General features: G+C 65.7%; 27 protein-coding genes and 1 tRNA gene. 18 read left to right on the top strand and 10 right to left on the bottom strand.

Translation table 11 applies throughout. The annotated features are described in order from the left end of the window. Window positions 1-81: 81 nt before the first annotated feature. Entirely contained in the window at window positions 82-984 is a 903-nt protein-coding gene (gene gcvA, locus QOU61_RS02230) for a transcriptional regulator GcvA (protein ID WP_289656522.1), read from the bottom strand. 471 nt (window positions 985-1455) lie between these two features. Continuing rightward, a tRNA-Ser gene (locus QOU61_RS02225) sits at window positions 1456-1545 on the bottom strand. Between the two features lie 160 nt (window positions 1546-1705). Between QOU61_RS02225 and QOU61_RS02220 the strand changes: the two genes are divergently transcribed. Beyond that, window positions 1706-2569 (top strand): alpha/beta fold hydrolase, encoded by an 864-nt coding sequence (locus QOU61_RS02220; protein ID WP_289656521.1) that lies wholly within the window; start codon window positions 1706-1708, stop codon window positions 2567-2569. Between the two features lie 238 nt (window positions 2570-2807). Here the strand turns inward: QOU61_RS02220 and QOU61_RS02215 are convergent, their stop codons facing one another. The 5 genes from QOU61_RS02215 to QOU61_RS02195 all read right to left on the bottom strand — a co-directional run bounded on the left by QOU61_RS02215 (window position 2808) and on the right by QOU61_RS02195 (window position 8103). Continuing rightward, window positions 2808-3968 (bottom strand): iron-containing alcohol dehydrogenase, encoded by a 1161-nt coding sequence (locus QOU61_RS02215; protein WP_289656520.1) that lies wholly within the window; start codon window positions 3966-3968, stop codon window positions 2808-2810. A 57-nt stretch (window positions 3969-4025) separates the two neighbouring features. After that, window positions 4026-5036 carry an NAD(P)H-dependent flavin oxidoreductase gene (locus tag QOU61_RS02210; RefSeq protein ID WP_289656519.1) on the bottom strand — a complete coding sequence of 337 codons (1011 nt, stop codon included), beginning with the start codon at window positions 5034-5036 and terminating at the stop codon, window positions 4026-4028. 38 nt (window positions 5037-5074) lie between these two features. Continuing rightward, window positions 5075-5812, bottom strand: a complete 738-nt coding sequence (locus QOU61_RS02205) for an SDR family oxidoreductase (protein ID WP_289656518.1) — start codon at window positions 5810-5812, stop codon at window positions 5075-5077. 61 nt (window positions 5813-5873) lie between these two features. Continuing rightward, entirely contained in the window at window positions 5874-7424 is a 1551-nt protein-coding gene (locus QOU61_RS02200) for a class I adenylate-forming enzyme family protein (protein WP_289656517.1), read from the bottom strand. Window positions 7425-7464: 40 nt separating this feature from the next. Beyond that, a complete protein-coding gene (locus tag QOU61_RS02195; protein ID WP_289656516.1) occupies window positions 7465-8103 on the bottom strand; it encodes a 2-hydroxychromene-2-carboxylate isomerase in 639 nt (212 codons plus the stop codon). A 195-nt stretch (window positions 8104-8298) separates the two neighbouring features. Here QOU61_RS02195 and QOU61_RS02190 point away from each other — a divergent pair, with 195 nt between their 5' ends. After that, window positions 8299-8766: a winged helix-turn-helix transcriptional regulator gene (locus tag QOU61_RS02190; protein ID WP_289656515.1), complete on the top strand. Its 468-nt coding sequence runs from the start codon at window positions 8299-8301 to the stop codon at window positions 8764-8766. Between the two features lies 1 nt (window position 8767). Here QOU61_RS02190 and QOU61_RS02185 read toward each other — a convergent pair whose 3' ends face one another. Beyond that, entirely contained in the window at window positions 8768-9907 is a 1140-nt protein-coding gene (locus QOU61_RS02185; protein WP_289656514.1) for an ROK family protein, read from the bottom strand. Window positions 9908-10244: 337 nt separating this feature from the next. On the opposite strand from QOU61_RS02185, the gene rplU reads away from it, so the two are divergent. The 3 genes from rplU to QOU61_RS02170 all read left to right on the top strand — a co-directional run bounded on the left by rplU (window position 10245) and on the right by QOU61_RS02170 (window position 11851). After that, window positions 10245-10775 (top strand): 50S ribosomal protein L21, encoded by a 531-nt coding sequence (gene rplU / locus QOU61_RS02180; RefSeq protein WP_289656513.1) that lies wholly within the window; start codon window positions 10245-10247, stop codon window positions 10773-10775. Window positions 10776-10860: 85 nt separating this feature from the next. Next, a complete protein-coding gene (gene rpmA, locus QOU61_RS02175) occupies window positions 10861-11133 on the top strand; it encodes a 50S ribosomal protein L27 (RefSeq protein WP_289656512.1) in 273 nt (90 codons plus the stop codon). Between the two features lie 121 nt (window positions 11134-11254). After that, entirely contained in the window at window positions 11255-11851 is a 597-nt protein-coding gene (locus QOU61_RS02170) for a GNAT family N-acetyltransferase (RefSeq protein WP_289656511.1), read from the top strand. Between the two features lie 3 nt (window positions 11852-11854). Here QOU61_RS02170 and QOU61_RS02165 read toward each other — a convergent pair whose 3' ends face one another. Beyond that, window positions 11855-12772 carry a DMT family transporter gene (locus QOU61_RS02165; protein ID WP_289656510.1) on the bottom strand — a complete coding sequence of 306 codons (918 nt, stop codon included), beginning with the start codon at window positions 12770-12772 and terminating at the stop codon, window positions 11855-11857. Window positions 12773-12963: 191 nt separating this feature from the next. Between QOU61_RS02165 and QOU61_RS02160 the strand changes: the two genes are divergently transcribed. After that, entirely contained in the window at window positions 12964-13443 is a 480-nt protein-coding gene (locus QOU61_RS02160) for a MaoC family dehydratase (RefSeq protein WP_289656509.1), read from the top strand. A 116-nt stretch (window positions 13444-13559) separates the two neighbouring features. Here QOU61_RS02160 and QOU61_RS02155 read toward each other — a convergent pair whose 3' ends face one another. After that, window positions 13560-14549: an ABC transporter substrate-binding protein gene (locus QOU61_RS02155; RefSeq protein WP_289656508.1), complete on the bottom strand. Its 990-nt coding sequence runs from the start codon at window positions 14547-14549 to the stop codon at window positions 13560-13562. A 156-nt stretch (window positions 14550-14705) separates the two neighbouring features. On the opposite strand from QOU61_RS02155, the gene obgE reads away from it, so the two are divergent. From obgE to QOU61_RS02095, 12 genes are all read left to right on the top strand, one after another. After that, window positions 14706-15749: a GTPase ObgE gene (obgE, locus tag QOU61_RS02150; protein ID WP_289656507.1), complete on the top strand. Its 1044-nt coding sequence runs from the start codon at window positions 14706-14708 to the stop codon at window positions 15747-15749. A 124-nt stretch (window positions 15750-15873) separates the two neighbouring features. Beyond that, on the top strand, window positions 15874-17013 hold the full coding sequence (gene proB / locus QOU61_RS02145) for a glutamate 5-kinase (protein ID WP_289656506.1): 1140 nt from the start codon (window positions 15874-15876) through the stop codon (window positions 17011-17013). A gap of 160 nt (window positions 17014-17173) precedes the next feature. Further along, window positions 17174-18466: a glutamate-5-semialdehyde dehydrogenase gene (locus tag QOU61_RS02140; RefSeq protein ID WP_289656505.1), complete on the top strand. Its 1293-nt coding sequence runs from the start codon at window positions 17174-17176 to the stop codon at window positions 18464-18466. Window positions 18467-18557: 91 nt separating this feature from the next. Continuing rightward, window positions 18558-19139: a nicotinate-nucleotide adenylyltransferase gene (locus QOU61_RS02135; RefSeq protein WP_289662178.1), complete on the top strand. Its 582-nt coding sequence runs from the start codon at window positions 18558-18560 to the stop codon at window positions 19137-19139. Between the two features lie 197 nt (window positions 19140-19336). Beyond that, window positions 19337-19693 (top strand): ribosome silencing factor, encoded by a 357-nt coding sequence (gene rsfS, locus QOU61_RS02130; RefSeq protein WP_289656504.1) that lies wholly within the window; start codon window positions 19337-19339, stop codon window positions 19691-19693. A 49-nt stretch (window positions 19694-19742) separates the two neighbouring features. Next, the gene (rlmH, locus tag QOU61_RS02125; protein ID WP_289662176.1) at window positions 19743-20225 is read left to right on the top strand and encodes a 23S rRNA (pseudouridine(1915)-N(3))-methyltransferase RlmH; all 483 of its coding nucleotides are present in this window, start codon (window positions 19743-19745) and stop codon (window positions 20223-20225) included. A 68-nt stretch (window positions 20226-20293) separates the two neighbouring features. Continuing rightward, a complete protein-coding gene (locus QOU61_RS02120; RefSeq protein ID WP_289662174.1) occupies window positions 20294-21628 on the top strand; it encodes a murein hydrolase activator EnvC family protein in 1335 nt (444 codons plus the stop codon). Further along, a complete protein-coding gene (locus QOU61_RS02115; protein ID WP_289656503.1) occupies window positions 21625-22995 on the top strand; it encodes a S41 family peptidase in 1371 nt (456 codons plus the stop codon). Before QOU61_RS02120 ends, QOU61_RS02115 begins: the two co-directional genes overlap by 4 nt. A 145-nt stretch (window positions 22996-23140) precedes the next feature. Next, window positions 23141-24340, top strand: a complete 1200-nt coding sequence (locus QOU61_RS02110; protein ID WP_289656502.1) for a divergent polysaccharide deacetylase family protein — start codon at window positions 23141-23143, stop codon at window positions 24338-24340. A 79-nt stretch (window positions 24341-24419) separates the two neighbouring features. Continuing rightward, window positions 24420-24929 carry an RNA pyrophosphohydrolase gene (locus QOU61_RS02105; protein WP_289656501.1) on the top strand — a complete coding sequence of 170 codons (510 nt, stop codon included), beginning with the start codon at window positions 24420-24422 and terminating at the stop codon, window positions 24927-24929. A gap of 114 nt (window positions 24930-25043) precedes the next feature. Next, window positions 25044-25820 carry a hypothetical protein gene (locus QOU61_RS02100; protein ID WP_289656500.1) on the top strand — a complete coding sequence of 259 codons (777 nt, stop codon included), beginning with the start codon at window positions 25044-25046 and terminating at the stop codon, window positions 25818-25820. A gap of 108 nt (window positions 25821-25928) precedes the next feature. Next, complete coding sequence (locus QOU61_RS02095) at window positions 25929-26429, top strand: RNA pyrophosphohydrolase (RefSeq protein ID WP_289656499.1); 501 nt, start codon at window positions 25929-25931, stop codon at window positions 26427-26429. Window positions 26430-26555: the final 126 nt, after the last annotated feature.

Below are 26555 nucleotides of genomic sequence, written 5' to 3'. Positions count from 1 at the left end.
CGTTAGCTCGTGTGAAGCTGCGCCGGCATCGCGAACGGGCGCTCAAGGCGAGCGCCAGCGATCGGCGAAGCACAGAGGTTTTCACGCAGCGAGGTTCTCGTCCGTAGCCACATCGAGAATCCACGAGCGAAAAGCCGCGACTTTCGGCAGCTCGCCGTTGGATTCGGGATAAACCAAATAATAGGCGAATGCCTCGGGCCAGACGATCTCGGCGAGCTTGACGAGGCGGCCGCGGGCGAGGTCCTGCGCGACGATCGCCGCCGGCAACAGGCCTGCGCCCTGCCCGTCGCGCACGGCCGCAAGCAGCAGGCCAGAGTCGTCGAAGGCCGGTCCGCGGGGCGGACCAGTCATGGGCACGCCCTGCGCCTCCAGCCAGAGCTGCCAATCCCTGCGTCCGGCATCGTGGACGTGTGGCCAGCGCGCGAGCGCCGACGGCTCGGCAGGAAGCCCGAGCTCGGCGACCAGCTCGGGCGAAGCGACCGGGACGACCTCGATCGCGAAAAGACGCTCGCTGCGCAGGTTCGGATAACGTCCAAGGCCATGCCGCACGGCGAGATCGACCCCGCCTCGCGCAAAGTCAGCCAGCGCCTGGCCGGTCTGCACCTGCAGGTCGATTTCCGGGTATTGCTCCTGGAAGTGCTTGAGGCGAGGCACCAGCCAGGACGAGGCGAACGCCGCCGTCGTGCTGATTTTCAGTGTTCCTGCGCCCGAAGCGGTGGCAAGGGAGGACGTCGCTTCTGCGATCTGCCGAAACGCGTTGCGGATGGCCGGGAGATATTCCGCGCCCGCATCGGTGAGGAGGATGCCGCGATTGACTCGCTTGAAGAGCGTCACCCCCAGATGCAGTTCGAGCGCTTTCAGCATTTGGCTGACTGCGCCCGCACTGACGTACAATTCCTCGGCCGCCTTCTTGACGGACAGATGCTTGGCCGTTGCCTCGAAAGCACGCAGCGCATTGAGCGGAGGCAGACGCTGCTTCTTCATCGAATTTTCCAAGTCGCCACAGAATCCGCACGGGGCGGATACTGCAACTATTACCGGCCAAACCGCGGGCGGCCCTCACCTTGAGGGCTGTTTCACAGCGACCATCCCCGGGGCCCGCACCGGCGGGCACGCCTTATATGACGATGATCATATTATACTTGACAGCCAGTGCAAGGGGCCGACTGAGGAGGGATACAGGTCGCAATTTCATGTCGCCCCCTTCGCGAGGTCGGGCATGTCGGTGTCGCGCAACTACCGCCAACCAGTTCGTCGGGTTCGGGGAGATTTGCCCGGCTCCATTACGGGACGGCGCAACTGGCGGAAAAATTCGTGAGCGATCGGGCTTTCGAGGGTCGACGTGCCGGGATGGGGTCAATGGGGCACGGCGGCGCAGCAGCTTGCGCTTGATGGCCTTGCCTTGAGTCCTGCCCCTCTCTCAGGTGCTCGACAGGTCTCAGCTGCGCGAAGGACTGGCGGAGAGGGAGGGATTCGAACCCCCGATAGGCTTGCACCTATGCCGCATTTCGAGTGCGGTGCATTCAACCACTCTGCCACCTCTCCAAGGCGCCAAATCGGGGCTACCCCCGGTGGTCGGGGCCGTGTTCTAGGCGAGGATGGCTGATGACACAAGGCGGTGAATGGAGATTTCCGCTCATCGCGGCCAGAATTTGGTGAGGAAAATCAACGCACGGAAAGCCACGGGAAGCGAAGGGAGCCCGCCATGGAGCATCTGACCATCCGCGCCAACGGCGCCGCATTCCATGTTGCGCGAACCGGGAGCGGTGCACCGCTGCTGCTCCTGCATGGCTGGCCGGAATTCTGGCTGACCTGGGAACCGGTGATGCAGCATCTCGCCGACCGCTTCACGCTGTTGGCGCCCGACCTGCGCGGCTTCGGCGACAGCGACAAGCCGGACGGCCCCTACGGTCCGGACCAGCATGCGAGCGACATGCTGGCGCTGATGGACGCGCTCGGCATCGAGGCCGCCGGCATCGTCGGCCATGATGTTGGCGGCGCGGCCATGCAGCCGCTCGCGCGCGGCGCGTCCAATCGAATCAAGGGGCTGTTCTTCTTCGACTTCGTCTATCCAGGCATTGGCGCGCGCATGGGCGCGCCGGACCGGCTCAACCACATCTGGTATCAATCCTTCCACCAGATGGCGATGGCGCCCGCGCTGGTCGGCGCGACGCGCGAGAGCTGCCGTCTCTATATCGGGCACTTCCTGAAAGACTGGTCGTATCAAAAGCACGCCTTCGACGACGTGCTCGACGGCTTCACCGACAATTTCCTCAAGCCCGGCAACCTCGCAGGCGGCTTTGCGCACTACCGGGCGGCCCATGCCGGACGCGTCGCGATGATGAAGGACGAAGTGCCGCCGCTTCCGCCGATCACCGTGCCGACCTGCGTGCGCTGGGCCGAGCACGATCCGCTGTTTCCCTATGCCTGGACCGATCGCCTGCACGAGACCTTCGCCGACCTCGACCTTTCGATGCTTGCCGGCGTCGGGCATTTTCCGCATCGGGAAGATCCCGGCCGCGCGGCGGAGGAGATCGCGCGCTTCTTCACGCGGATCGGCTGGCGCTGAAGGCGCGCGCCTTTTCGCTGTCATGGATGAAAAGCGATGCGCGGCTGGTGGGACCGCCAGACGCGGTAAAAACTGGCGGTCCCGTGCCGCGTCATTGAAATGCTGGCCGGGGAAGGGCGGCTTCGCCGGTCAGGTTGATGCGACGAAACGACGGTAGCGCGCAGTGCGGCAGCCGCAACGCGATTGCGATTTTAACCTAACCTATCAAGGTTACGACGGAACCGTTAACCTTGCCGCCTTACGCCGCGAGTTTCAGGATTTCGACGACGTCGTCCGCCGCGCGGATCGGCTGCGGGTTGGACCGCGTGAAGATCGAGAGCATCGCGTTGTTGCCGATCAAGGCGAAGCGATCCTCGCGCACGCCGACATCGGAAAGCCGCCGCGGCAGGCCGAGCCTGGCGATGAAGCCGGCAAACGCTTCGCTCGCCTCGATGCCCGGCGAGCCCAGCGCTTCCGCAATCCGCCGTTGCGCCTGTTCGGTCGCAGGCCGATTGTAGCGCAGCACGCTCGGCATCATCACCGCCGTGCAGAAATAATGCGGCACGTCGCAGGTGCCGCCGAGCACATGGCCGATGGCGTGGCTCGCGCCCATCGGAACGCGCGCCTGCAGACCAAACGCCGACAGCCAAGATCCGAGCTGGCAGTCGATGCGCGCCTGCGCGTCGTCGGGATTTTCCCTGCTCCGCAGCAGACCATCATGGAGATAGCGCAGCCCGGCAAGGCAGACGTTGTCGACCAGCGCGTTGCCGCGGATCGAGCAGATCGCCTCGATGCCGTGGTCCATCGCGCGCGTGCCGGAGCCGAGCCACAACGGTTCCGGCGTATATCGGGTGATGGCGGGATCGAGGATGATGGTGCGCGGCATCATCATCGGATGATTGAATATCTGCTTGAGCTTGCGACGCGCGTCGGTCACCAGCGCGCCGGAATTGTACTCACCGCCGGACAGCGTGCTCGGGATCGCAATCATGCGGACCTTCGGATTGCGGAATGCGCCGAAGCGGCGCTCCGGGGTGGTCTCGAAGCCGTCGAGCCCGTCCTGCTCGAAGATATCGTGCTCCATGCACATCAGCACGATCTTCGCCGCATCGACCACCGAGCCGCCGCCGACCGCGACGACGAGGTCGGCGGCCGCCTGCTTTGCCTGCGACGCCACCTCGACCACCACCTCGCGCGTGGTGTGCTGCGGGACGCCATCGAAGGTCGCGGCATATCGATCGCCAAGGCCGGCTCGGATCTTCTCGATCTCGTCGGTCTGCGTGTTCAGCGTGCGGCTTGCGATCAGGAAGACGCGATGGGCGCCGAGACGCTCGGCCTCCTCGCGCAACGCCTCGGCGGCGGGCTTGCCGTAGACGACCGAGTCCATCTGCGGGTACTGATAGCTGCCGGCGTTGCGCATTGGTTGCTCCCTGGAACGTCGCTCCGCTTTGACCTCACGCCCGAGACCCGGCGGTGCTCACGAAGCGGCCGCGCGCAACTGCGATCCCACGGAGCCGTCGAGAAAGCCCATCAGGCGGGTTCGGATGATGCGGTCCGCGTCCGCCATGATGCGGTCGATCAGCTCCTTCGCGCTCGGAATGTCGTGGATCAGCCCGACCACCATGCCGCAGCTCCAGGCGCCCGCATCCATGTCGCCCTCGATCATCACCTTGGGATAGATGCCGGCGACCTGGTCGTGGATGTCCTCGATCTTGAGGCTCGTCCCCTTCTCGCGCTCGATTTCGAGCAGGCGGTCGACATTGGCGTTGTCGAGCACGCGCTCGGTGTTGCGCAGTGCGCGCATGATCAGGCGGGTGTCGAGCTCGGACGCCTTGACCAGCGCCTGCTTCACATTGTCATGCACCGGCGCTTCCCTGGTCGCGATGAAGCGCGTGCCCATGTTCATGCCGGACGCGCCGAGCGCCAGCGCCGCGACCAGGCTGCGCGCATCCGCCATGCCGCCGGAGGCGACGAACGGAATCTTCAATTCCTCCGCCGCGCGCGGCAACAGGATCATGTTCGGGATATCGTCCTCGCCGGGATGGCCGCCGCATTCAAAGCCATCGACCGAGACCGCGTCGCAGCCGATCCTCTCGGCCTTCAGCGAATGCCGCACCGAGGTGCATTTGTGGATCACCTTGATGCCGGCCGCCTTCAGTGCCGGCATGTAGGCTTCCGGACTGCGGCCGGCGGTCTCGACGATCTTCACCCCGCCCTCGACGATGGCGCGGATATATTCAGGGTAAGGCGGCGCCGCGAAGGTCGGCAGGAAGGTCAGGTTTACGCCGAACGGCTTGTCGGTCATGTCGCGGCAGCGCGCGATCTCCTTCGCCAGCAGCTCCGGCGTCTTCTGCGTGAGGCCGGTGATGATGCCGAGCCCGCCGGCATTGGAGACGGCCGATGCCAGCTCGGCAAAGCCGACAAAATGCATGCCGCCCTGGATGATCGGATGCTGGATGCCGAACAGTTCGGTGATCGCTGTCTTCACATGGTCCTCCCGTTATCGCTGCCGCCAGACCGGCACCCTCACCATTTCTCACCAAAGGGGCGGATTTCAAGCTCGAATGTCCAGGCGCTCTGGGGCTGCTGGTAGAGCTGCCAGTAGGAATCGGCGACGGAATCCGGGGGCATCAGGAGATCGGGGTCGTCGAGCGCATTCGGCCCCAGCGCCTCCAGCCGCCGCTGCCGCACCCATTCGGTATCGACGCCGGCATCGATGATCAGATGCGCGACATGGATGTGCTTCGGACCGAGCTCGCGCGCCATCGCCTGCGCCACCGCGCGCAGGCCGAACTTGGCGGAGGCAAAAGCCGCATAGCCCGAACCGCCACGCAAGGAAGCGGTGGCGCCGGTGAAGAAGATATTGCCCCTGCCCCGCGGCAGCATCAGCCGCGCCGCCTCGCGCCCCGCCAGGAAACCGGAATAGCAGGCCATCTCCCAGACCTTGCGGAACACCCGCTCGGTGGTATCGAGAATCGGGAAATTGACATTGGCGCCGACATTGAAGATGCAGACTTCGAGTGGCGCGTGCTTGTCGGCATCGTTGAGGAAGGCGGTGATCTCCTCTTCCTTGCGCGCATCGAGCGAGCGCGCATGGACCTCGCCGCCTGCAGCCTCGATCTCCTTGACCAGCGGCGCGAGCTTGTCGCCGTTGCGCCGTCCGGCGAACACCGTAAAGCCTTCGGACGCGAATTTCTTGGCGATCCCGCCGCCGATATAGTCGCCGGCGCCGATCACGGCTGCGGTCGCATTTCGCTTTTGCATGGTTGCCTCCAGATCCGTCAGGTCGAGCGATGGTGCATTCCAGCCGCGAGAAGGTTGTTGCTCAAGCGCCGCGCAGCGATTCGGCAAGCTTGTGCTTGAGGATTTTCCCCGTGGAGGTCGCCGGCAACGCATCGAGCACGATGATCTCCGACGGCCGCTTGTAGGAGGTGAGCTGCGGCGCGATATGCGCCATCAATTCCTGCGGGCCGGCACGCGAGCCCTTGAGCAATTGCACGAACGCAACCACTTCCTCGTTTCCCTCGACCGGCCGGCCGACCACCGCGCATTGCACGACGGCGTCGTGGCTCGCGATCACCGCCTCGATCTCGGCGGGATAGACGTTGAAGCCGGAACGGATGATCATTTCCTTGGTGCGTCCGACGATGAACAGGCAATCACCCTCGAAACGGGCGAGATCGCCGGTGTTGAACCAGCCATCCGCATCGATCGCCTTGGCGGTGAGCTCCGGCGCGCGGTAATAGCCGCGCATCACATTGGGCCCGCGCACATGGAGTTCGCCGACTTCGCCGCCTGCGACGCGCGCGCCGTCGCGAGCAGCCAGCCGCGCCTCAATGCCGGGCAGCAAGGGACCGACGCCATGGTCGGGTCGCGGGTGATCGATGCGGACGCCGGAAATCCCCGGCGCGCATTCGGTGATGCCGTAACCGTTGAGCAGCGGCAGGTGGAGCTCGGCCTCGACCCGCGTCTTCAGGTCGGGATCGAGCGGCGCGCCTGCGACCGCGATCAGGCGCAGCGCGCCGCGCGCGAGCGTCGCCAACCCTGCGAGGCGCTTGTACTCCAGCAGCCTTTGATAGGTCGCGGGCACGCCATTGACGATGGTGACGCCCTCTTCCGCGATCGCCTTCGCGAGCGCGGCGGTGTCGTACCGGGCAGCGAGCCGCACCTGCGCGCCGGTCATCAGGCTCATGATGAGGAGCGAGATGCCGACGATGTGCGAGATCGGCAGCACGCAATATTGCACGTCGTCCGGCGTCATCCGGCGGACCGCCGCGGTCGTCCCGGCGCTGACCAGCAGATTGCGATGCGTCAGCATCACGCCCTTCGGCGTCCCTGTCGTGCCCGACGTGTAGATCAGCACCGCGACCTGCCTGCCGCCATCGGGCTCGACCGACTCGGCCACGGCCGCTTCATTGAGCGCCGAGACGCCGATGCCGAACAGCGGGCCGACATCGCGGATCGCGGCGTCATAGCGCTGCGCATGGGCGGCCGCTTCCGCCGAAACATCAGCCGTGAAGAAGATGCGGCGCGCGCCGCTGTGCTCGCGGATCTGGTCGAGCTCGCGCGGCGACAGCCGCGGATTGGCGACGATCGCCCAGGCGTCGAGCCGGCTTGCCGCGAACAGGAGGCAGGCGAGCGCGATGCAGTTCTCGCTCACGATCATGACGCGATCGCCGCCCCGGATGCCGAGCGCCGCGAGCGCAGCCGCAGTGCCGCGCACGGCGCGGTCGAGCTCGCGGTAGCTCAGGCTTTCCTCATCCTCGATCAGGGCCGTGCGATCCGGCGCCGCGGCGACGTGGGCGTCGATCACCGCATGAATGCGGCCGGGCAGGCCTTCGAGGATCTCGGCTGGTGTGATTTCGATCGGTCGCATCTCGGGGCTCCGCCGCAGCGCGCACACGGCTTTATCCGGATCAGGCCGTCCTGCCGGTAGCGCCACGGCTCTGCGCCACGATCTCCTCCTCGACGTCGCGGAGCTGGTCCTTGCCGAAGAACATCTCATTGCCGACGAAGAAGGTGGGCGAGCCGAACTCGCCGCGCTCGACCGCGTCGCCGGTGTTGTCGATCAGCTTCTTCTTGACGTCGTCCTGCTGCGCACGCGCGATCAGGCGGTCGACGTCGAGCCCCGATGCGATGAAGGCGTCCCGAAACACCGCGGGGTCGTCCATCTTCTTCGGCGCTTCCCACATGTGATGATAGCCGGCGCGGAAATACGGCTCGAACACGCCCTCGAACTGCGCGGCGACCGCGCCGCGCATCAGCATCAAGGTGTTGACCGGGAAAAACGGGTTGAACTTGAAGGTCGTGATGTCGTGGCGGCGGATGAAGCGCTGCGTCTCCAGCTGCTGGAATTCCGGCTTGTTCTTGATGCCGCGCAGCGTCTCGCCCGGCGACTTGTTGCCGGTCGCCTTGTAGACGCCGCCAAGCAGCACCGGCACGTAGTCGAACTTGACGCCGGTGCGCGCCTCGATCGCAGGCAGCACGAGAGCGGCGAGATAGGCGTTCGGGCTGCCGAAATCGAAATGGAATTCCACCTTGAGCTGGTTTGCCATGGCTTGATCCCTCGGGCCGGGCGGTGAACGCGGGCTATTTGGAATGCCTATAGTTCTTTTTTAGAACTGTCAATCTCGCTCTTTCGGCCGTATAATAATTTCAGAACGAGGCCGGTTGAAGGGGCATCAGTTCCGATTTAGAATTATGAGGAATCGGGTCCCGATCGCGGTCCGCCCAAGTGACTGGAGATGAAGATGAAATGGGATGCGCTCGAGGAGGAGCCGTGCTCGCTCGCACGCACCGTCGCTGTCATCGGCGACCGCTGGACCCTGCTCATCCTGCGCGAATGCTTCCTGCGCAAGCGGCGCTTCGAGGCGTTCCAGACCTCGCTCGGCATCACGCGGCACCTGCTCGCCGAACGGCTGAAGAAGCTGGTGCGCTTCGGCGTGCTGCGGCGGATTCCCTACCAGGATTCACCGAAGCGCTATGAATACATCCTGACCCAGAAGGGGCTCGACCTCTACCCGATCATCATGGCGATCGTGAACTGGGGCAACGTCCACATGGTGGATTCGCGCGGCCGGCCGTTGCTTCACGAGCACAGGAAATGCGGCAAGCTGTTCGATCCTGTCATGGTCTGCTCGGAATGCGGCGAACCGCTCGACCCCAAGGGAGTGCATGTGCACCCCGGACCCGGCGCGCGCCAGCCGAACGCGGCCTGAGCTATTTTGCCCTCTCTTTTTCCTTCTCTTTTTCCTTTTCCTTGTCTTTCTCCTTTTCGTCACGATCCTTCTTCTTGCCGTTCTCCTTGTGCCGGTTGGTGAAGCGCGCGTTGCCGAGCCCGGTGCCGATGGTCAAGACGCCCCAGCGCTCGACGTCCTGCATGAACGGCACCTCGGAAAGCCCCTGCACCACGCCGTCATTGTGCATCACGACCGCGGTATCGTGACCGCCGATCTCGGGGATCGCTTCGGCAAGGCTCGCGGGCAGGTTGAACTTGCTGCTCTCCCAGTTTCCCGGCAGGTTCTGCGCACCTTTCGCGATCGAGCCGTCCTCGTTGATCACGCCGGGACAGGCGATGCCGATAAAGGGTGCGAGCTTCAGCCCGTCCGTCTCCGCGAGCTCGATCAGCCCCTTCAACATCTTGACCAGCCGCTTGACCGCGCCCTCGCGGGTCGGCTCGTCATCGGCATGGCGCCATAGATCGGATTTCCACACCGTCGCCTTCGAAAGATCCGGCGCCTTCTTCCAGCGGGTATCGACGACGCCGCAGCGGATGTTGGTGCCGCCGATGTCGACGGCAAGGATGCTGTCATGGCCCTCGAAGATCCAGGACGGGGCCAGATGCAGCGCGCCGATCAGCGCCGCTTCGTCCGGGTGGAAGCGGATCGGCTGCAGGTCGCCCTTGAAATCCTCCGCCTTGAGGATGATTTCGGTGCGCGCGATCGCAAGCTCGCCGAGCCGGCTCTCGCGAAAGCCGCCGCCAACGATGATGCGCTCGGTCTTCGCCCAGGCCTTGGTCTTCAAAAACCGCCGCGTCACATAGGCGAGCTCCTGCGCGAATTCCTCGATCGCGCTGTGGACCACGGCGGAAGCCTCAGTGTCGTCGCCGACCAGTATCTCGTCCAGCGTCTTCTTGCTGATCTCGTCGGAGGGCTCGTCGCCGAAGGGGTCCTTGCCGGTCTTGCGCAGCGGCTTGCGCCAGTGGTCGAGGATCTTCCGGAATGCGCCCTTGGAGGCGCGGTCGCCGAGAAAACCCTCCTCGTCCTTCAGTTCGATATTGAAACCATCAACGTCGACTGAAGGCAGGCGCGCCGCGCCGTGGCGGGCGATGCCCGTGGTGGTAATGACATCTTCGGCCATCTGGACCCCTGACCCGTGGAATGCTTGGGTGACAACGGCCGTGGAACCCTTTTGTTTCAGGCCGCCCCAGGCCCAGGCGAAGGGGTCCGGAGGCCGCAAAGTCAGCCAAACCCCTCAGTTTTGGCCGGTTTTTCGCTCCGTTTGCCTTGACTCCCGCCGTTCAGCCGCTATAAGTCCGCTCCATCCGGCGCGGGATTTCTCGCGCCGCTTGTTTTTGCGTGGAATCGGCCGGGGTCACTCCCGCATCCCGCGCGAAACTCGGAAATCCATAACGACTGAACAAAAAGCCGGCCCGGACCTGGTCCGAGGACGGGATCGAACACGAAGGAATCAAACGATGTTCGCAGTCATCAAGACCGGCGGCCGGCAGTACCGTGTCGTTCCGGATGATGTACTCGAGATTGGCAAGATCGCCGGCGACGTCGGCACGATCGTGCAGCTTGGCGAAGTTCTCGTGCTCGGCGCCGATACGCCGGTGCTCGGCGCGCCCACGGTAGCGGGTGCTTCCGTTGCGGCCGAGGTGCTGCAGCACAAGCGCGGCCCAAAGGTGATCGCGTTCAAGAAGCGTCGCCGCAAGAATTCGCGCCGCAAGCGCGGCTATCGCGACGAGATCACGGTGCTTCGCATCACCGAGATCCTCGCCGACAACGCCAAGCCGACGATCGGTCCGCGGCCGAAGAGGGAAAAGGTCGCAAAGGTCGCCGAGGGCGAAGACGATTCGCCGAAGGCGAAGAAGGCGCCCGCCAAGAAGGCGGCGGCCAAGACCGAGACCAAGGCTGCGGCGAAACCGCGCGCCAAGGCCGCAACGAGCAAGGCTGCGGCCAAGCCGGCGGCGAAAAAGGCCAAGGGCGACGGCGACAAGGCGTAAGACGCGGAAAATTTCGCGTGACAAAAAGTGAGATGATTCCGTCAAGGAATTGATCTAGAGATACGGACAAGTTTGGAGACGGGCCATGGCTCACAAAAAAGCAGGCGGTTCATCGCGAAACGGGCGTGATTCCAAGGGGAAGCGCCTGGGCCTGAAGGCGTTCGGCGGCGAGCGCGTGATTCCCGGCAACATCATTGCGCGTCAGCGCGGCACCACCTGGCATCCCGGCCTTAATGTCGGCATGGGCACCGACCATACTCTCTTCGCGAAGATCGAGGGTCACGTCGAGTTTCATGCCAAAGCCAACGGCCGTACGTTCATATCGGTTCGCCCGATGACGGATGTTGCGGCCGAGTGACGGTGGACAAAAAATCCAAGTCCGCCGGATCCTGTTGAACCGGCGGAGTTCATGGAAGGACTCCAGAGGGGAGGCGGGAAACCGGCCTCCCCTTTTGATTTTGATGCTGATGGAGTCCGACATGCTGCAGGATATCTCACCCCCGACCTTGCACGAGGCAAGTAGCTGCGTCCTCGAGACCGACCGGCTGACGTTGCGTCGGCCGACGCTCGCGGACGTAAAAGCGATCACGCGGCTCGCCAACGATCGCCGCATCGCGGAGAATACGCGCCGCCTGCCGCATCCCTACCACCAGGATCATGCGGTTGAATTCGTGCGTGCCACGGCCGCCGACCGGCGCGAAATCGCGTTTCTGATCGAGAGCAACCACATGCCGCTCGGCATGGTCGGCATTAACTGGCGCGAGGCTGATATCGCCGAGCTCGGCTACTGGCTTGGCGTCGAGCATTGGGGCCAGGGCTTTGGCACCGAGGCCGCGCGCGCGGTGATCGACTATTATTTCGAGGAGTTCGACGTCGACCAGCTCCATGCCGGTGCCCGCGTCAGCAATCCCGGCTCGCGCAACATCCTCGAGAAGTGCGGCTTCCAGTGGACCGGCGTCGAGCTGCACCGCTTCGAGGCGCTGGGCTCGTCGAGCCCGGTCGACCGCTTCCGCCTCTCTCGCGGCGTCTGGTCGTCGCTGAAGAACTGGACCAGCTCGACGCGAAAAGCGCGATAGTGGTTACCCCGGCGCGCTGACGCCGGTGTCCTCGCGTCCCATGCTGCGCTCACGCAGGAAGATGTAGAGCCCGGCGCCGATGATGATGGCGGCGCCGGCAATGGTGGCGGGTGACGGCACGTCGCCGAACACCGCGAAGCCGAACAGGACCGCCCACACGATCATCGAATATTGATAGGGAACGACGACGCTCGCCGGCGCGAGCTTCAGCGAGCGGTTGACGCAGAGCAGCGCGCCGACCGCGATGCAGCCGGCGAGCGCGAACAGCGCGAGGCTGCCCGCGTCGGGCGTGACCCAGCCGAACGGCGCCATCACCGCGCCGAGCAGGAAGGTGCCGGCGAATTGCGCCGAGGCCATCACCACATCGGGGGTCGCGCGCAGCGAGCGCGTGATCAGCAACAACACGGAAAATGAAAAGCTGCCGCCGAGCGCGATCAGCGCCGGCCAGCTTATCGTCTGGGTCGAGGGTCGCAGCGCGATCAGCACACCGCAGAAGCCGATCAGGATCGCGCTCCAGCGCCGCCAGCCGACGCGCTCGCGCAGCACGATCGCCGACAGCGCGGTGACGAAGATCGGGCAGGCGAGGTAATAGGTGGTGACGTCGGCAAGCGGCAGATAGACGGTGGCGAGGAAGAACGCCGCGACCTCGAGCGAGGACAACAGCACGCGCAGGAGCTGCAGGCGCGGCCGCTCGAGATTGCGGAATTGCGCGCGCTGACGCCAGATGATCGGCGACAGCACGGCAAAGGCGGCGCAGGCGCGCAACAGCAGCAATTGCCCCACCGAATAGGTCGCGACCATGAATTTTCCGATCGCGTCGCCCATGCAGAACATGAAGATCGCGAGCAGCATCAGGCCGATGCCGGCAAGGCGGGCGGAGCGGTCGTCGGCGCCGGCGGAAAATTTGGCTAGGAGGCTCATCGGCGGATGCGGCGCTTTTCTCTTGCTCTTTCGTCATGGCCGGGCCTGGCCCGGCCATCCACGCCTTGGCGCCGCACCGTTTTAACGACGTGGATGCCCGCGACAAGCCCGGGCATGACGGTTTGTATCAATTGCCGCAGCGGCTGTGCCGCGTTACCGATGAATTGACCGAAATCGCCTACGAGAGCGGTATGACCCAATTCGATCCATCCACGCATCGCATGGTGGCCAAGCAGCGCTGGTTCGAGGATTTCGTGCTCGGCGAGCGCTTCACCATTCCGAGCCGCACCATGACACCGGCGATATTCGCCGCGTTCCAGACCGCGAGCGGCGACACCCATCCGGTGCATTACGACGTCGAATATTGCCGCGCCCGCGGCATGCCGAACCTGCTCGCCCACGGTTTCCAGACGCTGATCCACACCGCACCCGGCGCCGGGCTGTTTCCTTTCCTGGTCGAGGAATCGCTGGTCGGCTTCCTCGAACAGTCGAGCCGTTTCCTGAAACCCGTCTATGCCGACGACACGATCTATCCGGCACTCGAGGTCAGCGAACTCGTGCCCGGCCGCACGACCGGGGTCGTCGCCCTGCGCAGCACCGTGTTCAACCAGCGCCGCGAGCTGGTGCTGGAGGGATTGCAGAAATTCCTGATCCGCAGAAGACCTGGCTAGCTCTCTCCGTCATTGCCGGGCTCGACCCGGCAATCCATCATTTCAAAAAGATTCGCTCTCCTGATGGATGCGCGGGTCAGGCCCGCGCATGACGGCTGCAGGTATTCGGCACCGCCTCATTCGATCACCTCGTCGGCGCGCGCAATCAGGTTGGCAGAGAGGTCGAGGCCGATCGCCTTCGCCGTCTTCAGGTTGAAGAGAAGCTGGAATTTGCTCGGCTGATAGAACGGGATGTCGCCGGCCTTCGTGCCGTTGAAGATCTGGTGCACGTCGCTCGCCATGCGTTCGGCAAGCTCGCCGAGGTCGGGCGCGAACGCCATCAGCCCGCCCTCATCCACATAGTCGCGATAGGGGTAGATGACCGGGACGCGGTGTTTGGCCGCGAGTGCCACGATCATGGCGCGCAGCGCGAGGAAGCTGCCGCCCTCATCGACAACGATGCCGTCGATCTTTTGCTGCGCGATGTCGGCGAAGGTGCGGCCGAGCTCCGCTTCGTTCACGACCGGCATGAAGAACGGCGTCACCGGTATGCCGAGACGCACCGCCGCCTCGCCGAGCGCGGCGCCGCCATTGTCCCATGAGCCCGACAGCAGGTGGCCGATGTGCGCAGCCGAAGGCACGGCCTCTCTGAGAAGCTGCAGCCGCTTGGCATAGATTTCGATTCCCGCGTTGATGCTGACACCGGTCAGATTGCCGCCGGGCCGCGCCAGGCTCGTCACCATGCCGGTCGCAATGGGATCGCCGGTGATTGCAACGATCGGGATGCTGGTGGTCGCCGCCATGAAGGTTTTGACGAAATCGTTGAGGTTGGCGACGATCACGTCGGGCTTGCGGCCGACGACCTCGGCCACAACCGGCACGAAGCGCTCGGAATGCCCCTCCGCCGAAAACCGCTCGACGACCAGGTTGCCGCCCTCGACGTCGCCGAGCTTGCGCAGGGTCTCGTAGAAGCGCCGCACCCAGAATGGCCCGCCGCTCTCGGTCAGGCTGTCGGCGGCAATGCCGGAATGCGCGAAGGCGATCCGATGCGGCCGCGGATCGGCGTGCGCCAGATGCGGCCATAACGCCGCGCCGCCGACAAGCCGGAGAACCGCGCGCCGCTCCATTCGATCCCCGCCCCGATGCGTCTTGGGCAAACTATATCAGACCGAGCCGCCGAATATCGCGCCGGCCCGCAAAAAAGGCCGAAAATTAAGGCTTTCCGCGATGTTCCATCGCCGCCCGGGTTGCCGTGCCGCCGCCGCTGGCTTACCTAAGCAGGCATGAAATTCCTCGACGAAGCCAAGGTCTATGTCCGCTCCGGCGACGGCGGCAACGGCTGCGTCGCGTTCCGGCGCGAGAAGTTCATCGAGTTCGGCGGCCCTTCCGGCGGCAATGGCGGACGCGGCGGCGACGTCGTCATCGAGGCGGTCGACGGGCTGAACACGCTGATCGACTACCGCTACCAGCAGCACTTCAAGGCCGAGAAGGGCGTCAACGGCATGGGCAAGGACCGCCATGGCGCCAATGGCAAGCCGGTGGTGCTGAAGGTGCCTGTCGGCACGCAGGTGTTCGACGAGGACAGGGAGACGCTGATCCACGACTTCACCAAGCTCGGCGAGAAGTTCGTGCTCGCATCAGGCGGCAATGGCGGCTTCGGCAATGCGCATTTCAAGTCCTCGACCAACCGCGCGCCACGCCATGCCAATCCCGGGCAGCCGGGCGATGAGCGCTGGATCTGGCTGCGGCTGAAGCTGATCGCCGACGCCGGTCTCGTTGGCCTGCCGAACGCCGGCAAATCCACCTTCCTCAGCAAGGTCAGCGCGGCCAAGCCGAAGATCGCTGACTACCCCTTCACCACGCTGCATCCGCAGCTTGGCGTGGTGAATGTGGACGGGCGCGAATTCGTGCTCGCCGACATCCCCGGCCTGATCGAGGGCGCGCATGAGGGCGCAGGGCTCGGCGACCGCTTCCTCGGCCATGTCGAGCGCTGCCGCGTGCTGCTGCATCTCGTCGATGCGACGACCGAACATGCCGGAAAGGCCTACAAGACGGTGCGGACCGAGCTCGAGGCCTATGGCGGCCAGCTTGCCGACAAAATCGAGATCGTCGCGCTCAACAAGATCGACGCGGTCGACGCCGAGACGCTGAAGAAGCAGAAGGAGCGCCTGAAACGCGCCGCGAAGAAGACGCCGCTGCTGGTGTCGGGCGCGACCGGTGAAGGCGTCAAGGAAGCCCTGCGCGCGCTGGTGCAGGTGATCGGCGAGGCTCCCGTCACGGCCAAGGCGAAGGGCAGCGACGAACCGTGGGCGCCGGCCACGCCGTGAGCCTCCCCCAATGGCCGTAAACCGGCCGAAGCCGCCGCAATGAACCAAGCTCGGCGCTAGCTGCCGCCGAACGCGGATGCTAGACACTGACGCTCCCAGCCAAACCATCTCTTCTCCTGCCACCATGGCCCGTCCTTCGCTCAAGAAATTCCGCCGCATCGTCGTCAAGGTCGGCTCCTCGCTGTTGATCGATTCGCAGGCCGGCGACGTGCGCTCGTCCTGGCTCGCCGCGCTCGCCGACGACATCGCCGAATTGCACCGCGAGGGCCGCGAGGTCTTGATCGTCTCCTCCGGCTCGATCGCGCTCGGCCGCAGCCGCCTCAAGCTGCCGCGCGGCGCCCTGAAGCTGGAAGAGAGCCAGGGCGCGGCCGCCGTCGGACAGATCGCGCTGGCGCGGATCTGGTCGGAAGTGCTGGGTGCCCGCGGCATCGGCGCGGGCCAGATCCTGGTGACGCTGCAGGACACCGAGGAGCGCCGCCGCTATCTCAACGCGCGCTCGACCATCGCCAAGCTTCTGGAGTGGCGCGCGGTGCCCGTGATCAACGAGAACGACACGGTCGCCACCACCGAAATCCGCTATGGCGACAACGACCGGCTTGCCGCCCGCGTCGCCACCATGGCGAGCGCCGACCTCTTGATCCTGCTCTCCGACATCGACGGGCTCTACGACGCCCCGCCCGGAAGCAATCCCGATGCGAAGCTGGTGCCGGTGGTCGAAAGCATCACCGCCGGGATCGAGGCGATGGCGGGCGAGGCGGAATCCGAATTGTCGCGTGGCGGCATGCGCACCAAGATCGAGGCGGCGAAGATCGCGACCACCGGCGGCACGCATATGCTGATCGCCTCGGGCAAGATCGAGCATCCGTTGAGGGCGATCGCCGGCGGCGGACGCTGCACCTGGTTCCTGACCCCCGCAAACCCCGTGACGGCGCGAAAGCGCTGGATCGCGGGCTCGCTGGAGCCGAAGGGCACGCTGACCATCGATGCCGGCGCGGTCTCGGCACTGCGCGCGGGCAAAAGCCTGCTGCCGGCCGGCGTGATCCGCGTCGAGGGCCAGTTCGCCCGCGGCGATGCTGTGGTGGTGCGCGGCCCCGACACCCACGAGGTCGGACGCGGCCTCGTCGCCTACGACGCCGAGGACGCCGAGAAGATCAAGGGCCGATCCTCGCCGGACGTGATGGCGATCCTCGGCATTTCCGGCCGCGCCGAGATGATCCACCGCGATGACCTCGTGATCGGTCCGCGCCACACCAAGGCGGGGTAAGTCCGACCCCCGCAGCCGCGGTCGAACGGCGTCTTTGGCCGTCAAACCGCGGGGCCCGGTCGGCCATTGGCCGAGGATGCGCGGCCCTGCCATGCCGGTCCGCGGCTCGCCAAGCGTGCGATTTCCGTGCTAGGACATGACCTTAACAAGGCACCACGACATGACCGCGCCCCTGAAGGCCATTGAAGGCGATGCCGACCTGACGGCCCTGATGACCGAGCTCGCGACGAACGCGCGCGCCGCCGCACGGGTGCTGTCGCTCGCCCCGCCCGAGCAGAAGGACCGGGCGCTGCAAGCCATGGAGCGCGCGATCCGACAGCATGCGGACGCGATCCTCGCAGCCAATGCCGAGGATGTCGCCGAGGCGCGCGCCGCCGGCACCACTGGCGCCCTCATCGATCGCCTGACGCTGACGCCGGCACGGATCGATGCGATGGCCGACGGCATCGCAACCGTGCGCGAAATCCCCGATCCGGTCGGCGTCGTCACCGCGAGCTGGCAGCGCCCCAACGGCATGACCATCGAGCGCGTCCGTGTGCCGCTCGGCGTGGTCGCGGTGATCTTCGAAAGCCGCCCCAATGTCGCGGCCGATGCCGGCGTGCTGTGCCTGAAATCCGGCAACGCCGTGATCCTGCGCGGCGGCTCCGACAGCTTCCGCTCCTGCCGCGCGATCCATCAATGCCTGGCGCAGGGCCTGCGCGAAGCGGGCCTGCCCGAAGCTTCCATCACCCTGGTTCCGACTCGCGACCGCGCGGCGGTGGGGCTCTTGCTGACCGGACTGAACGGTGCGATCGACGTGATCGTGCCGCGCGGCGGCAAGAGCCTCGTCGCCCGCGTCGAGGCGGAAGCGCGCGTGCCGGTGTTCGCGCATCTCGAGGGCGTCAACCACGTCTATGTCGACCGCTCCGCCGATCTCGACATGGCGAAGTCGATCGTGCTGAACGCCAAGATGCGGCGCACCGGCGTCTGCGGCGCGGCCGAAACGCTGCTGGTCGACCGCGCGGGCGCCGACAGCAATCTCAAGCCGCTGATCGACATGCTGATCGACGCGGGCTGCGAGGTGCGCGGCGACGAGGCCGCGCAGCGCGCCGATACGCGCGTCAAGCCGGCAGCCGAGGAAGACTGGGACACGGAATATCTCGATGCCATCATCGCGGCGCGCGTCGTCGACGGCGTCGATGCGGCCATCGCCCATATCCGCGACCACGGCTCGCACCACACCGACGCGATCGTGGCGAAAGACGCCAAGGCTGCACAAAAATTCCTCAACGAGGTGGATTCCGCGATCGTGCTGCACAACGCCTCGACGCAGTTCGCAGATGGCGGCGAGTTCGGCTTCGGCGCCGAGATCGGCATCGCCACCGGCAAATTCCACGCCCGCGGCCCGGTCGGCGCCGAGCAACTGACGAGCTTCAAATACCGCGTTCACGGCACCGGACAGACGCGTCCGTGATCCCGGCAGCGTTTTCAGGCGAAGCTCCGCGGTGGCTCCGTTGAAAGAAGCGCCCGTCGTCGCCAAGGCCATTCCGCTCCACACCGACGGGATGCGCATCGGGCTGCTCGGCGGCTCGTTCAACCCGCCGCACCTCGCCCACCGCGCCATCAGCCTGTTCGCGCTCAAGCGGCTGAGGCTCGACCGCGTGTGGTGGCTGGTCACCCCCGGCAATCCGCTCAAGGACAACGGCGCGCTGCACGAGTTGCAGGCGCGCAGCGATGCCGCCCACGCGCTCGCGGACGATCCGCGGATCGACGTGACCTGTCTCGAATCCGTCATCGGAACCCGCTACACTGTCGACACGGTCAACTATTTGCGCCGGCGTCTTTCGGGCCTGCGCTTCGTATGGATCATGGGCGCCGACAACCTCGCGCAATTCCATCGCTGGCAGCATTGGCAGCGCATCGCCGGCCAGATGCCGATCGCCGTGATCGATCGCCCGCCGCAAAGTTTCCGCGCTCTCGCCGCACCTGCGGCGCAGGCGCTCGCGCCCTACCGCATCCCCGAGAACGAGGCCGGGCGGCTTGCCGATTTGCCTCCGCCGGCCTGGGTATTCCTCACCGGATTGAAAATGAACCTGTCGTCGTCAGGCCTGCGGAACCCGGACGGGAGCTGGCGCACGGGCAGCTGAATGCGGGGCTAAAGCGATCAATCTCTGGAATATTGAAACCTTTAACCCCACATGCGTAGTATGGTAGCCGGGCGGCAAGGATTCGGCCGCCCGCGATACAGTGAAAGGAATGGTCCCTGGCCACATCTGTATTGTCCAAGTCTGTTTTACCCAAGGTGTCTAAGACCGCGCGTAAAACATCGACCCAAGCTGCGGCCTTGAAGGCGCAACCCGACGCCGACAAGACGCTGAATATGATCCTCTCCCGCCTCGAAGATATGAAGGCGGAAGAAACGGTCACCATCGACCTTCGCGGCAAATCGGCATTTTCCGACTACATGATCATCACCACGGGCCGGGCCAACCGGCACGTCGGCGCGATCGCGGAAAACGTCACCAAGACGCTGAAGGAAAACGGCATCAAGAGCCTCCATGTCGAGGGCTTGCCCAACTGCGACTGGGTGCTGATCGATTCCGGCGACGTGATCGTGCACGTGTTCAGACCCGAGGTCCGCGAATTCTACAACCTCGAGAGGTTGTGGACTCAAGGCCCGACCGCGGCGAAGGCGAACTAGGCCTCTCGGTGCCGATGAGAATCGGCGGAGCGCATGCTAGGGTATGCGTGTGCGCATCGTCGTCATCGCCATCGGCCGGTTGAAACAGGGTCCCGAACGGGAGCTCGCCGATCGCTATCGCGAGCGCTTCGAAGAGATCGGCCGCAAGCTCGGCTTTCGCGGCCTGGAGATTCATGAAATTGCGGAAAGCCGCGCGCGCGACGCGGCGACGCGGATGACCGAAGAAGCCACGGCAATCGCGGCGGCGATCCCGGAGAAATCGGTGCTGGTGACGCTCGACGAGCGCGGCGAGAACGTCGACAGCGCAGCATTTTCCCGCTATCTCGCCCGCTGGCGCGACGGCGGGACCAATAACGCGATTTTCGCCATTGGCGGCGCGGACGGACTTTCGCCCGAATTGCGGCGTAGGGCGAGCCTCACCATCGCCTTCGGCGCGGCGACCTGGCCGCACCAGATGGTGCGCGTCATGCTTTTTGAACAGCTATATCGGGCCGCGACCATCCTCGCCGGCCATCCCTATCACCGCGCCTAGAGAACGCGAGCCAGAGAGCAGGACGATCGATGCGGTCAGCGCGGCGCTTCCGGTTCGCTCCCGATGCCATGGGCCGGCTTGCTTGCGCTGCGTTTCCCGCTCTCCTGCTGACCACGGTCCCCCTCGCTGCCGTCACCTCACAGGCCGCCGCACAAAACGCGACGCCCACCGCCGCGCCCGCGTCCGCCATTTCGCCTGACGTGATCCGCCAGCGCGAGCAGGAGCTCGAGGCCGCGCGGCTGCAGCAGAAGAACGCCGCCGAGGCGCAGGCCAAGTTCAAGGCCGAGATCGCCGCGGTCGGGCAGGACCGCAGCAAGTTCAACCAGCAATTGATCGACGTCGCGGCCCAGGTGCGCGGCGTCGAGACCCGGATCAGCGACGCCGAGGCGCGCCTGCGCGTCCTCGACGGGCGCGAGCAGCAGGCGCGAACCGCGCTGGAGGCGCGCCGCTCCGAGATCGTGGAGGTGCTGGCGGCGCTGCAGCGTGCCGGCCGCCGCACCCCGCCGGCGCTCCTGGTACGCCCCGAGGATGCGCTGCAATCGCTACGCACCGCGATGCTGCTCGGGGCCGTGGTTCCGGAGCTGCGCACGCGCGCTGAGAAGCTTGCCGCCGACCTCGGCGAACTGATCGGCCTGCGCAAGACCATCGCCGCCGAGCGCGACCGCCTGGCAACCGACCGTGACAAGCTGCAGAGCGACCAGACCCGGCTCGCCGCGCTGGTTGACGAGCGGCAGCGTCAGCAGGCCGGCATTGAAAAGGATCTCGATACGGAAGCCACGCGCGCGGTGGCGCTGTCGAAGCAGGTCGACAATCTGCAGGGCCTGATCGCCAAGATGGAGCAGGACCTGAAGAGCGCCGCGCGGGCGGCGGCGACCGCAAGCCTCAAGGGGGCGCCGGCCGCCGTCGACGGCAAGCCGAACATGGCGGCCTTCAAGGACCCCGCCCGTAAAAGCCCGGCGATTGCCTTTGCCTCCGCCAAGGGCTTATTTGCACTGCCGGTTAACGGCACCAGGCTGCGGGATTTCGGCAATTCCGACGGCGCGGGCGGCATAGAAAAAGGCATTTCTTTGGCAACGAAACCCGGTGCGCAGGTCACAACACCTTGTGACGGCTGGGTTGTTTACGCCGGTCCATTCCGGAGCTATGGACAACTCTTGATCCTCAATGCCGGGGGCGGGTATCATGTGCTGATCGCCGGGATGGAGCGCATTTCGGTCAGCATCGGTCAATTCGTGCTTGCTGGGGAGCCGGTGGCGACCATGGGGACGACCTCTCAGGTTGCGTCTATTCTCGCGGCTAATGCGAGCCAGCCAGTGCTCTATGTCGAGTTCCGTAAGGACGGCACTCCAATCGATCCAGGCCCATGGTGGGCCGCAAATGAAGGCGAGAAGGTTCGCGGATGATGCGCAAGACTTCAGTAATCCTCCTTAGCGCCGCCACCGGCGCGGCATTGACGCTCTTCGTGACCCAGCCGCGCGCCGTGCTGATGGGTTCGAGCGCGCGCGCCGCGACCTCCGACACCTACCGTCAGCTCAATCTGTTCGGCGACGTGTTCGAACGGGTGCGCAGCGACTATGTCGAGAAGCCCGACGATTCGAAGCTGGTGGAGTCCGCGATCTCCGGCATGCTGGCCGGCCTCGACCCGCATTCGAGCTACATGGACGCCAAGAGCTTCCGCGACATGCAGGTGCAGACCCGCGGCGAGTTCGGCGGGCTGGGCATCGAGGTCACGATGGAAGACGGCCTGATCAAGGTCGTCTCGCCGATCGACGACACGCCCGCCTCCAAGGCCGGCATCATGGCCAACGACATCATCACCATGCTGGATGACGAGCAGGTGCAGGGCCTGACGCTGAACCAGGCCGTCGAGAAGATGCGCGGGCCGGTCAACACCAAGATCAAGCTGAAGATCGTCCGCAAGGGCCAGGACAACCCGATCGACGTCACGCTGGTGCGCGACAACATCCGCGTCCGTTCGGTGCGCGCGCGCGTCGAGGCCGACGACATCGCCTATATCCGCATCACCACCTTCAACGAGCAGACCACCGAGGGCCTGAAGAAGGAGGTCGCCAATCTCTCGAGCCAGATCGGCGACAAGCTGAAGGGCTACATCATCGATCTCCGCAACAATCCCGGCGGCCTGCTCGAAGAGGCCGTCACGGTCTCCGACGCCTTCCTGGAGCGCGGCGAGATCGTCTCGACCCGCGGCCGCAACGCCGAGGAAACCCAGCGCCGCTCCGCCCATCCGGGCGACCTGACCAAGGGCAAGCCGGTCATCGTGCTGATCAATGGCGGCTCGGCCTCGGCGTCGGAAATCGTCGCCGGCGCGCTGCAGGACCACAAGCGCGCCACCCTGGTCGGCACGCGCTCGTTCGGCAAGGGCTCGGTGCAGACCATCATCCCGCTCGGCAGCGGCAACGGCGCGCTGCGGCTGACCACGGCACGCTACTACACGCCGTCCGGCCGCTCGATCCAGGCCAAGGGCATCGTGCCCGACATCGAGGTGCTGCAGGACGTGCCGGAAGAGCTGAAGGCGCGCACCGACACCAAGGGCGAGGCCTCGCTGCGCGGCCACCTGAAGTCCGATGGCGACGAGAAGACCGGCTCGCAATCCTACGTGCCGCCGGATGCCAAGGACGACAAGGCGCTGAAGATGGCCGACGACCTCCTGCACGGCATCAAGGCGAGCGCTTCGACGCCGACCCCCGCGACGCCGGCAACCGGTGACAAGGCGCAGGTCGACAAGCCCGCCAACAAGGCGGCCAACTGAGCGCCATTGCCTGAGCGATAAGAAAGGGCGGCCGTTTGGCCGCCCTTTTTGTTTGCGCCGGGCCGCCGTGGTCCGGTTCCGGCAATTGCCGGGGCTGCCGCCGTTTCCTGCCGTGCTATCTTCGACGGTGATTCGGGAAGGGTTCATGACTGACACGGCCGACGACCTGAGCACCCCGCTCGGACAGGACACGGCGCCCCGGAAGCGTCGGTTCCGGCTGCCCTTTACGGCCATGCAGGCCCTCGCCGTGGTGCTCGGCCTGTTCCTGGTCGCCTTTGCCGGCTTTGCCATCTTCAGTGACGACCCGCTCGGCGGCGAGCCGATGGCCCGGGTTGCCATCCGCCAGAAGGGCACACCCGACCAGGGCAAGCCGGAGGCCGCGCCAGCCGCCAGCGAGACCAAGGCGACGCCGCAGGCCAGCGAGCCCAAGGGCGATCAGAAGACCGTCACCATCATCGACGGCTCCAGCGGCAAGCGGCAGGACGTGGTGATCGGCGGCGCCGAGAAGGCCGAAGCCGATCAAGCGGCGGCGCCTGCCATGATGGCCGGCATCGACCAGCGCCTGCTGGAGAAATCGCGCTACGGCATGATCCCGATCATGGCCGACGGGCTGAAGCCGTTCACCGCCTATGCCGCCGAGGCCGACCGCGCCCGCGCCGCCAAGATGCCCGCGGTCGCCATCGTGATCGGCGGGCTCGGCGTCGGTGCCGCCAAGACCACCGACGCCATCATGAAGCTGCCGTCGGCGGTGACGCTGGCGTTCACGCCCTATGGCTCCGACCCCGGCAAGCTCGCCGAGCGGGCGCGGGCGCAGCGCCACGAGATCTTCCTGCAGATCCCGATGGAGCCGTTCGACTACCCCGACAACGATCCCGGACCGCAGACGCTGCTGGCAACGCTGGGGCCCGAGCAGAATCTCGACCGGCTGTATTGGCATTTGAGCCGCTTCCAGGGCTATGCCGGGATCGCCAACTTCATGGGCGCGCGCTTTGTGGCGACCGACGCCGTGATGCAGCCGGTGATCCGCGAAGCCGCCAAGCGCGGCCTCGGCTATTTCGACGACGGCTCCTCGCCGCGCAGCGTCGCCCCGCTGCTGGCATCGGGCCAGGCGCTGCCCTTCGCCAAGGGCGACGTCGCCATCGATGCGGTGCCGACCGCGGCCGAGATCGAGCGGGCGCTGGCCAAGCTCGAAAGCCTCGCCCGGGAGCGCGGCGTCGCGCTCGGAACGGCCTCCGCGCTGCCGGTCTCGATCGAGCGGATCGGCGCCTGGATCAAGGGCCTGGAAGGCCGGGGCATCATGCTTGTGCCATTGACAACCGCGATGCTGAAATCAAAATCCAGCTAAGGATCAATCGGCTACCGGGATTTTTGCCCGCGGCCCAGACAGACCGGTTTGGAGCGGACCAGCACGAGGCACTGACGGAATGGCGCGCTACGAAGACCTGCCCTACCGAACCTGCGTCGGCGTGATGCTGCTCAACACGGACGGGCTGGTCTTCATCGGACGCCGCGCCGGCGGCATCGAGCATGTCGACGAATCCCATGTCTGGCAGATGCCGCAGGGCGGGGTCGATCCGGGCGAGAACACCTGGGAGGCCGCCAAGCGCGAGCTCTACGAGGAGACCAGCGTCCGCTCGGTCGAGAAGCTCGGCGAGATCGCGGACTGGCTGATCTATGACATTCCGCGCACCGTGGCCGGGCGCGCCTGGAAAGGGCGCTACCGCGGGCAGCGCCAGAAATGGTTCGCGCTGCGCTTCACCGGCGCCGACGACGAGATCAACGTCGCCAATCCCGGTGGCGGCGGCCACAAGGCCGAATTCGTGAGCTGGCGCTGGGAGCCGATGAAGAACCTCCCGCAGCTGATCGTGCCGTTCAAGCGCCCGGTCTATGAGCGCGTGGTCAAGGAATTTTCCAGGCTCGCCGGCTCCCGGTGATCGATTGTCGCAGGGGCGCCGATCCGCGCCCGTTGGCAACGATCTGTTCACACTGTCTGCGGAAACTCTGCGGCGCGCGACTCGCCCATAAACCCGGCAGAACGGAAGACAGCCATGAGCGCGATTGGAACTGCGTCGTCCTACGGCAACGACATTTCGGCCCTGATCCGGGCCGCCTCTCCAGCACCGAGCGACACTTCCTCTCCGCCCGCGTCGGCAGCGGCCGGCACCGACCGTGGGCCCGCGCCGCAAATCCAGCTCTCCGACAAGGTGAAGGCCATTCTGGCCAGGGCCAACGCCGATCAGGACGTGGCCGAGCGGCTACGGTCGTTCGTTGCAGGGGAGCAGGGCAACGGCAGCAACGCCGCGCAGCCGGCGACCGGCAACGGCGCCGCGAGCGGCGTCGACGTGGCCTTCCAGAAGCTGACCGCCAGCCAGGCGCAGCTGAGCGGACCGGACGACGCCGCGCCGGTGCAACCGGCCACGAGCTTTTCGAAGCAGGTGAACCTCGGCGGCTTCGCGATTTCAGTATCGGCGAATGCCACGACCGGTTCTTTCAGCACGGCCATCAACGGGCCGAACGGCGTGAGCTTTTTCGACAAGCGTAGCGGCATGAGCAGCGAAATATCCGGCTTCCAGGGTCTGCGGCCCGGCCTGAGCGCCCAGTCTTCCCAGGTCGGGAATGTGGAATATGTCACCTTCACGCAGAACGATGCAGCCGCCGCGAGCGTGACCGCGACGTCGGGCGCAAGCTCGATCTCGAAGAGCGCGGCCGCCGTGCATTCGGGCTCCGTCACCATCGCGATCGATTTCACGAGCGGATCGATCCAGCTCGTGCAGACAGATGCGCTCGCGACATCGACGGCAACCCAGATCAATCGCACGGCGTAGCCGCGCATAACCCGCCGTCAGGTTCATGCATCCGCCGGACATGCGTGGCTGACTCGGCTCAGGTCGCTCTCTATAGTCTGTCCGCGCAAACTCGTTTCAGCGGATGCCATGACTGCCGAAAAGCCTTATCGTCGCAATGTCGGGATCGCGCTGTTCAACGCGGACGGCCGCGTGCTGATCGGCCACCGCTTCCGCGACGACGGGCCCGAGATCGTGCTGCCCGGCCTGGAATGGCAGATGCCGCAGGGCGGCGTCGATGAGGGCGAGGATCTGCGCGAGGCCGCCTTCCGCGAGCTCTGGGAGGAGACCGGCGTTCGCAAGGCCGATTATCTCGGCGAGACCGACTGGCTCGCTTACGAATTCCCGCCCTATGACGGGCCACCCTCGCATCGGCTGGCGAAATTCCGCGGCCAGCGCCAGAAATGGTTCGCGCTGCGCTTCACGGGACGCGACGACGAGATCGATCCGCTCAGCCCGCGCAACGGCCAGCCCGCGGAATTCGATGCCTGGCGCTGGGAGCAGCTTTCGCGCGTCGCCGATCTGGTCGTGCCGTTCCGCCGCAAGGTCTATCGGACGGTGGCGGAGCAATTTGCGCGGTTTACGGGGTGAGCGATGTTCTTAACCTCCCCTTGAAAAGGGGAGGTCGGTTTGCTCGCGAGAGCAAACCGGGAAGGGATCAATTTGTCCGCTCATGTGCGACAAGCCCCCCTCCCCAGCCCTCCCCCTTTCAGGGGG

Source organism: Bradyrhizobium sp. NP1 (assembly GCF_030378205.1).
In the GTDB taxonomy this organism is placed as follows: Bacteria; Pseudomonadota; Alphaproteobacteria; order Rhizobiales; family Xanthobacteraceae; genus Bradyrhizobium.
This window is presented reverse-complemented; position numbering and strand designations above follow the sequence as displayed.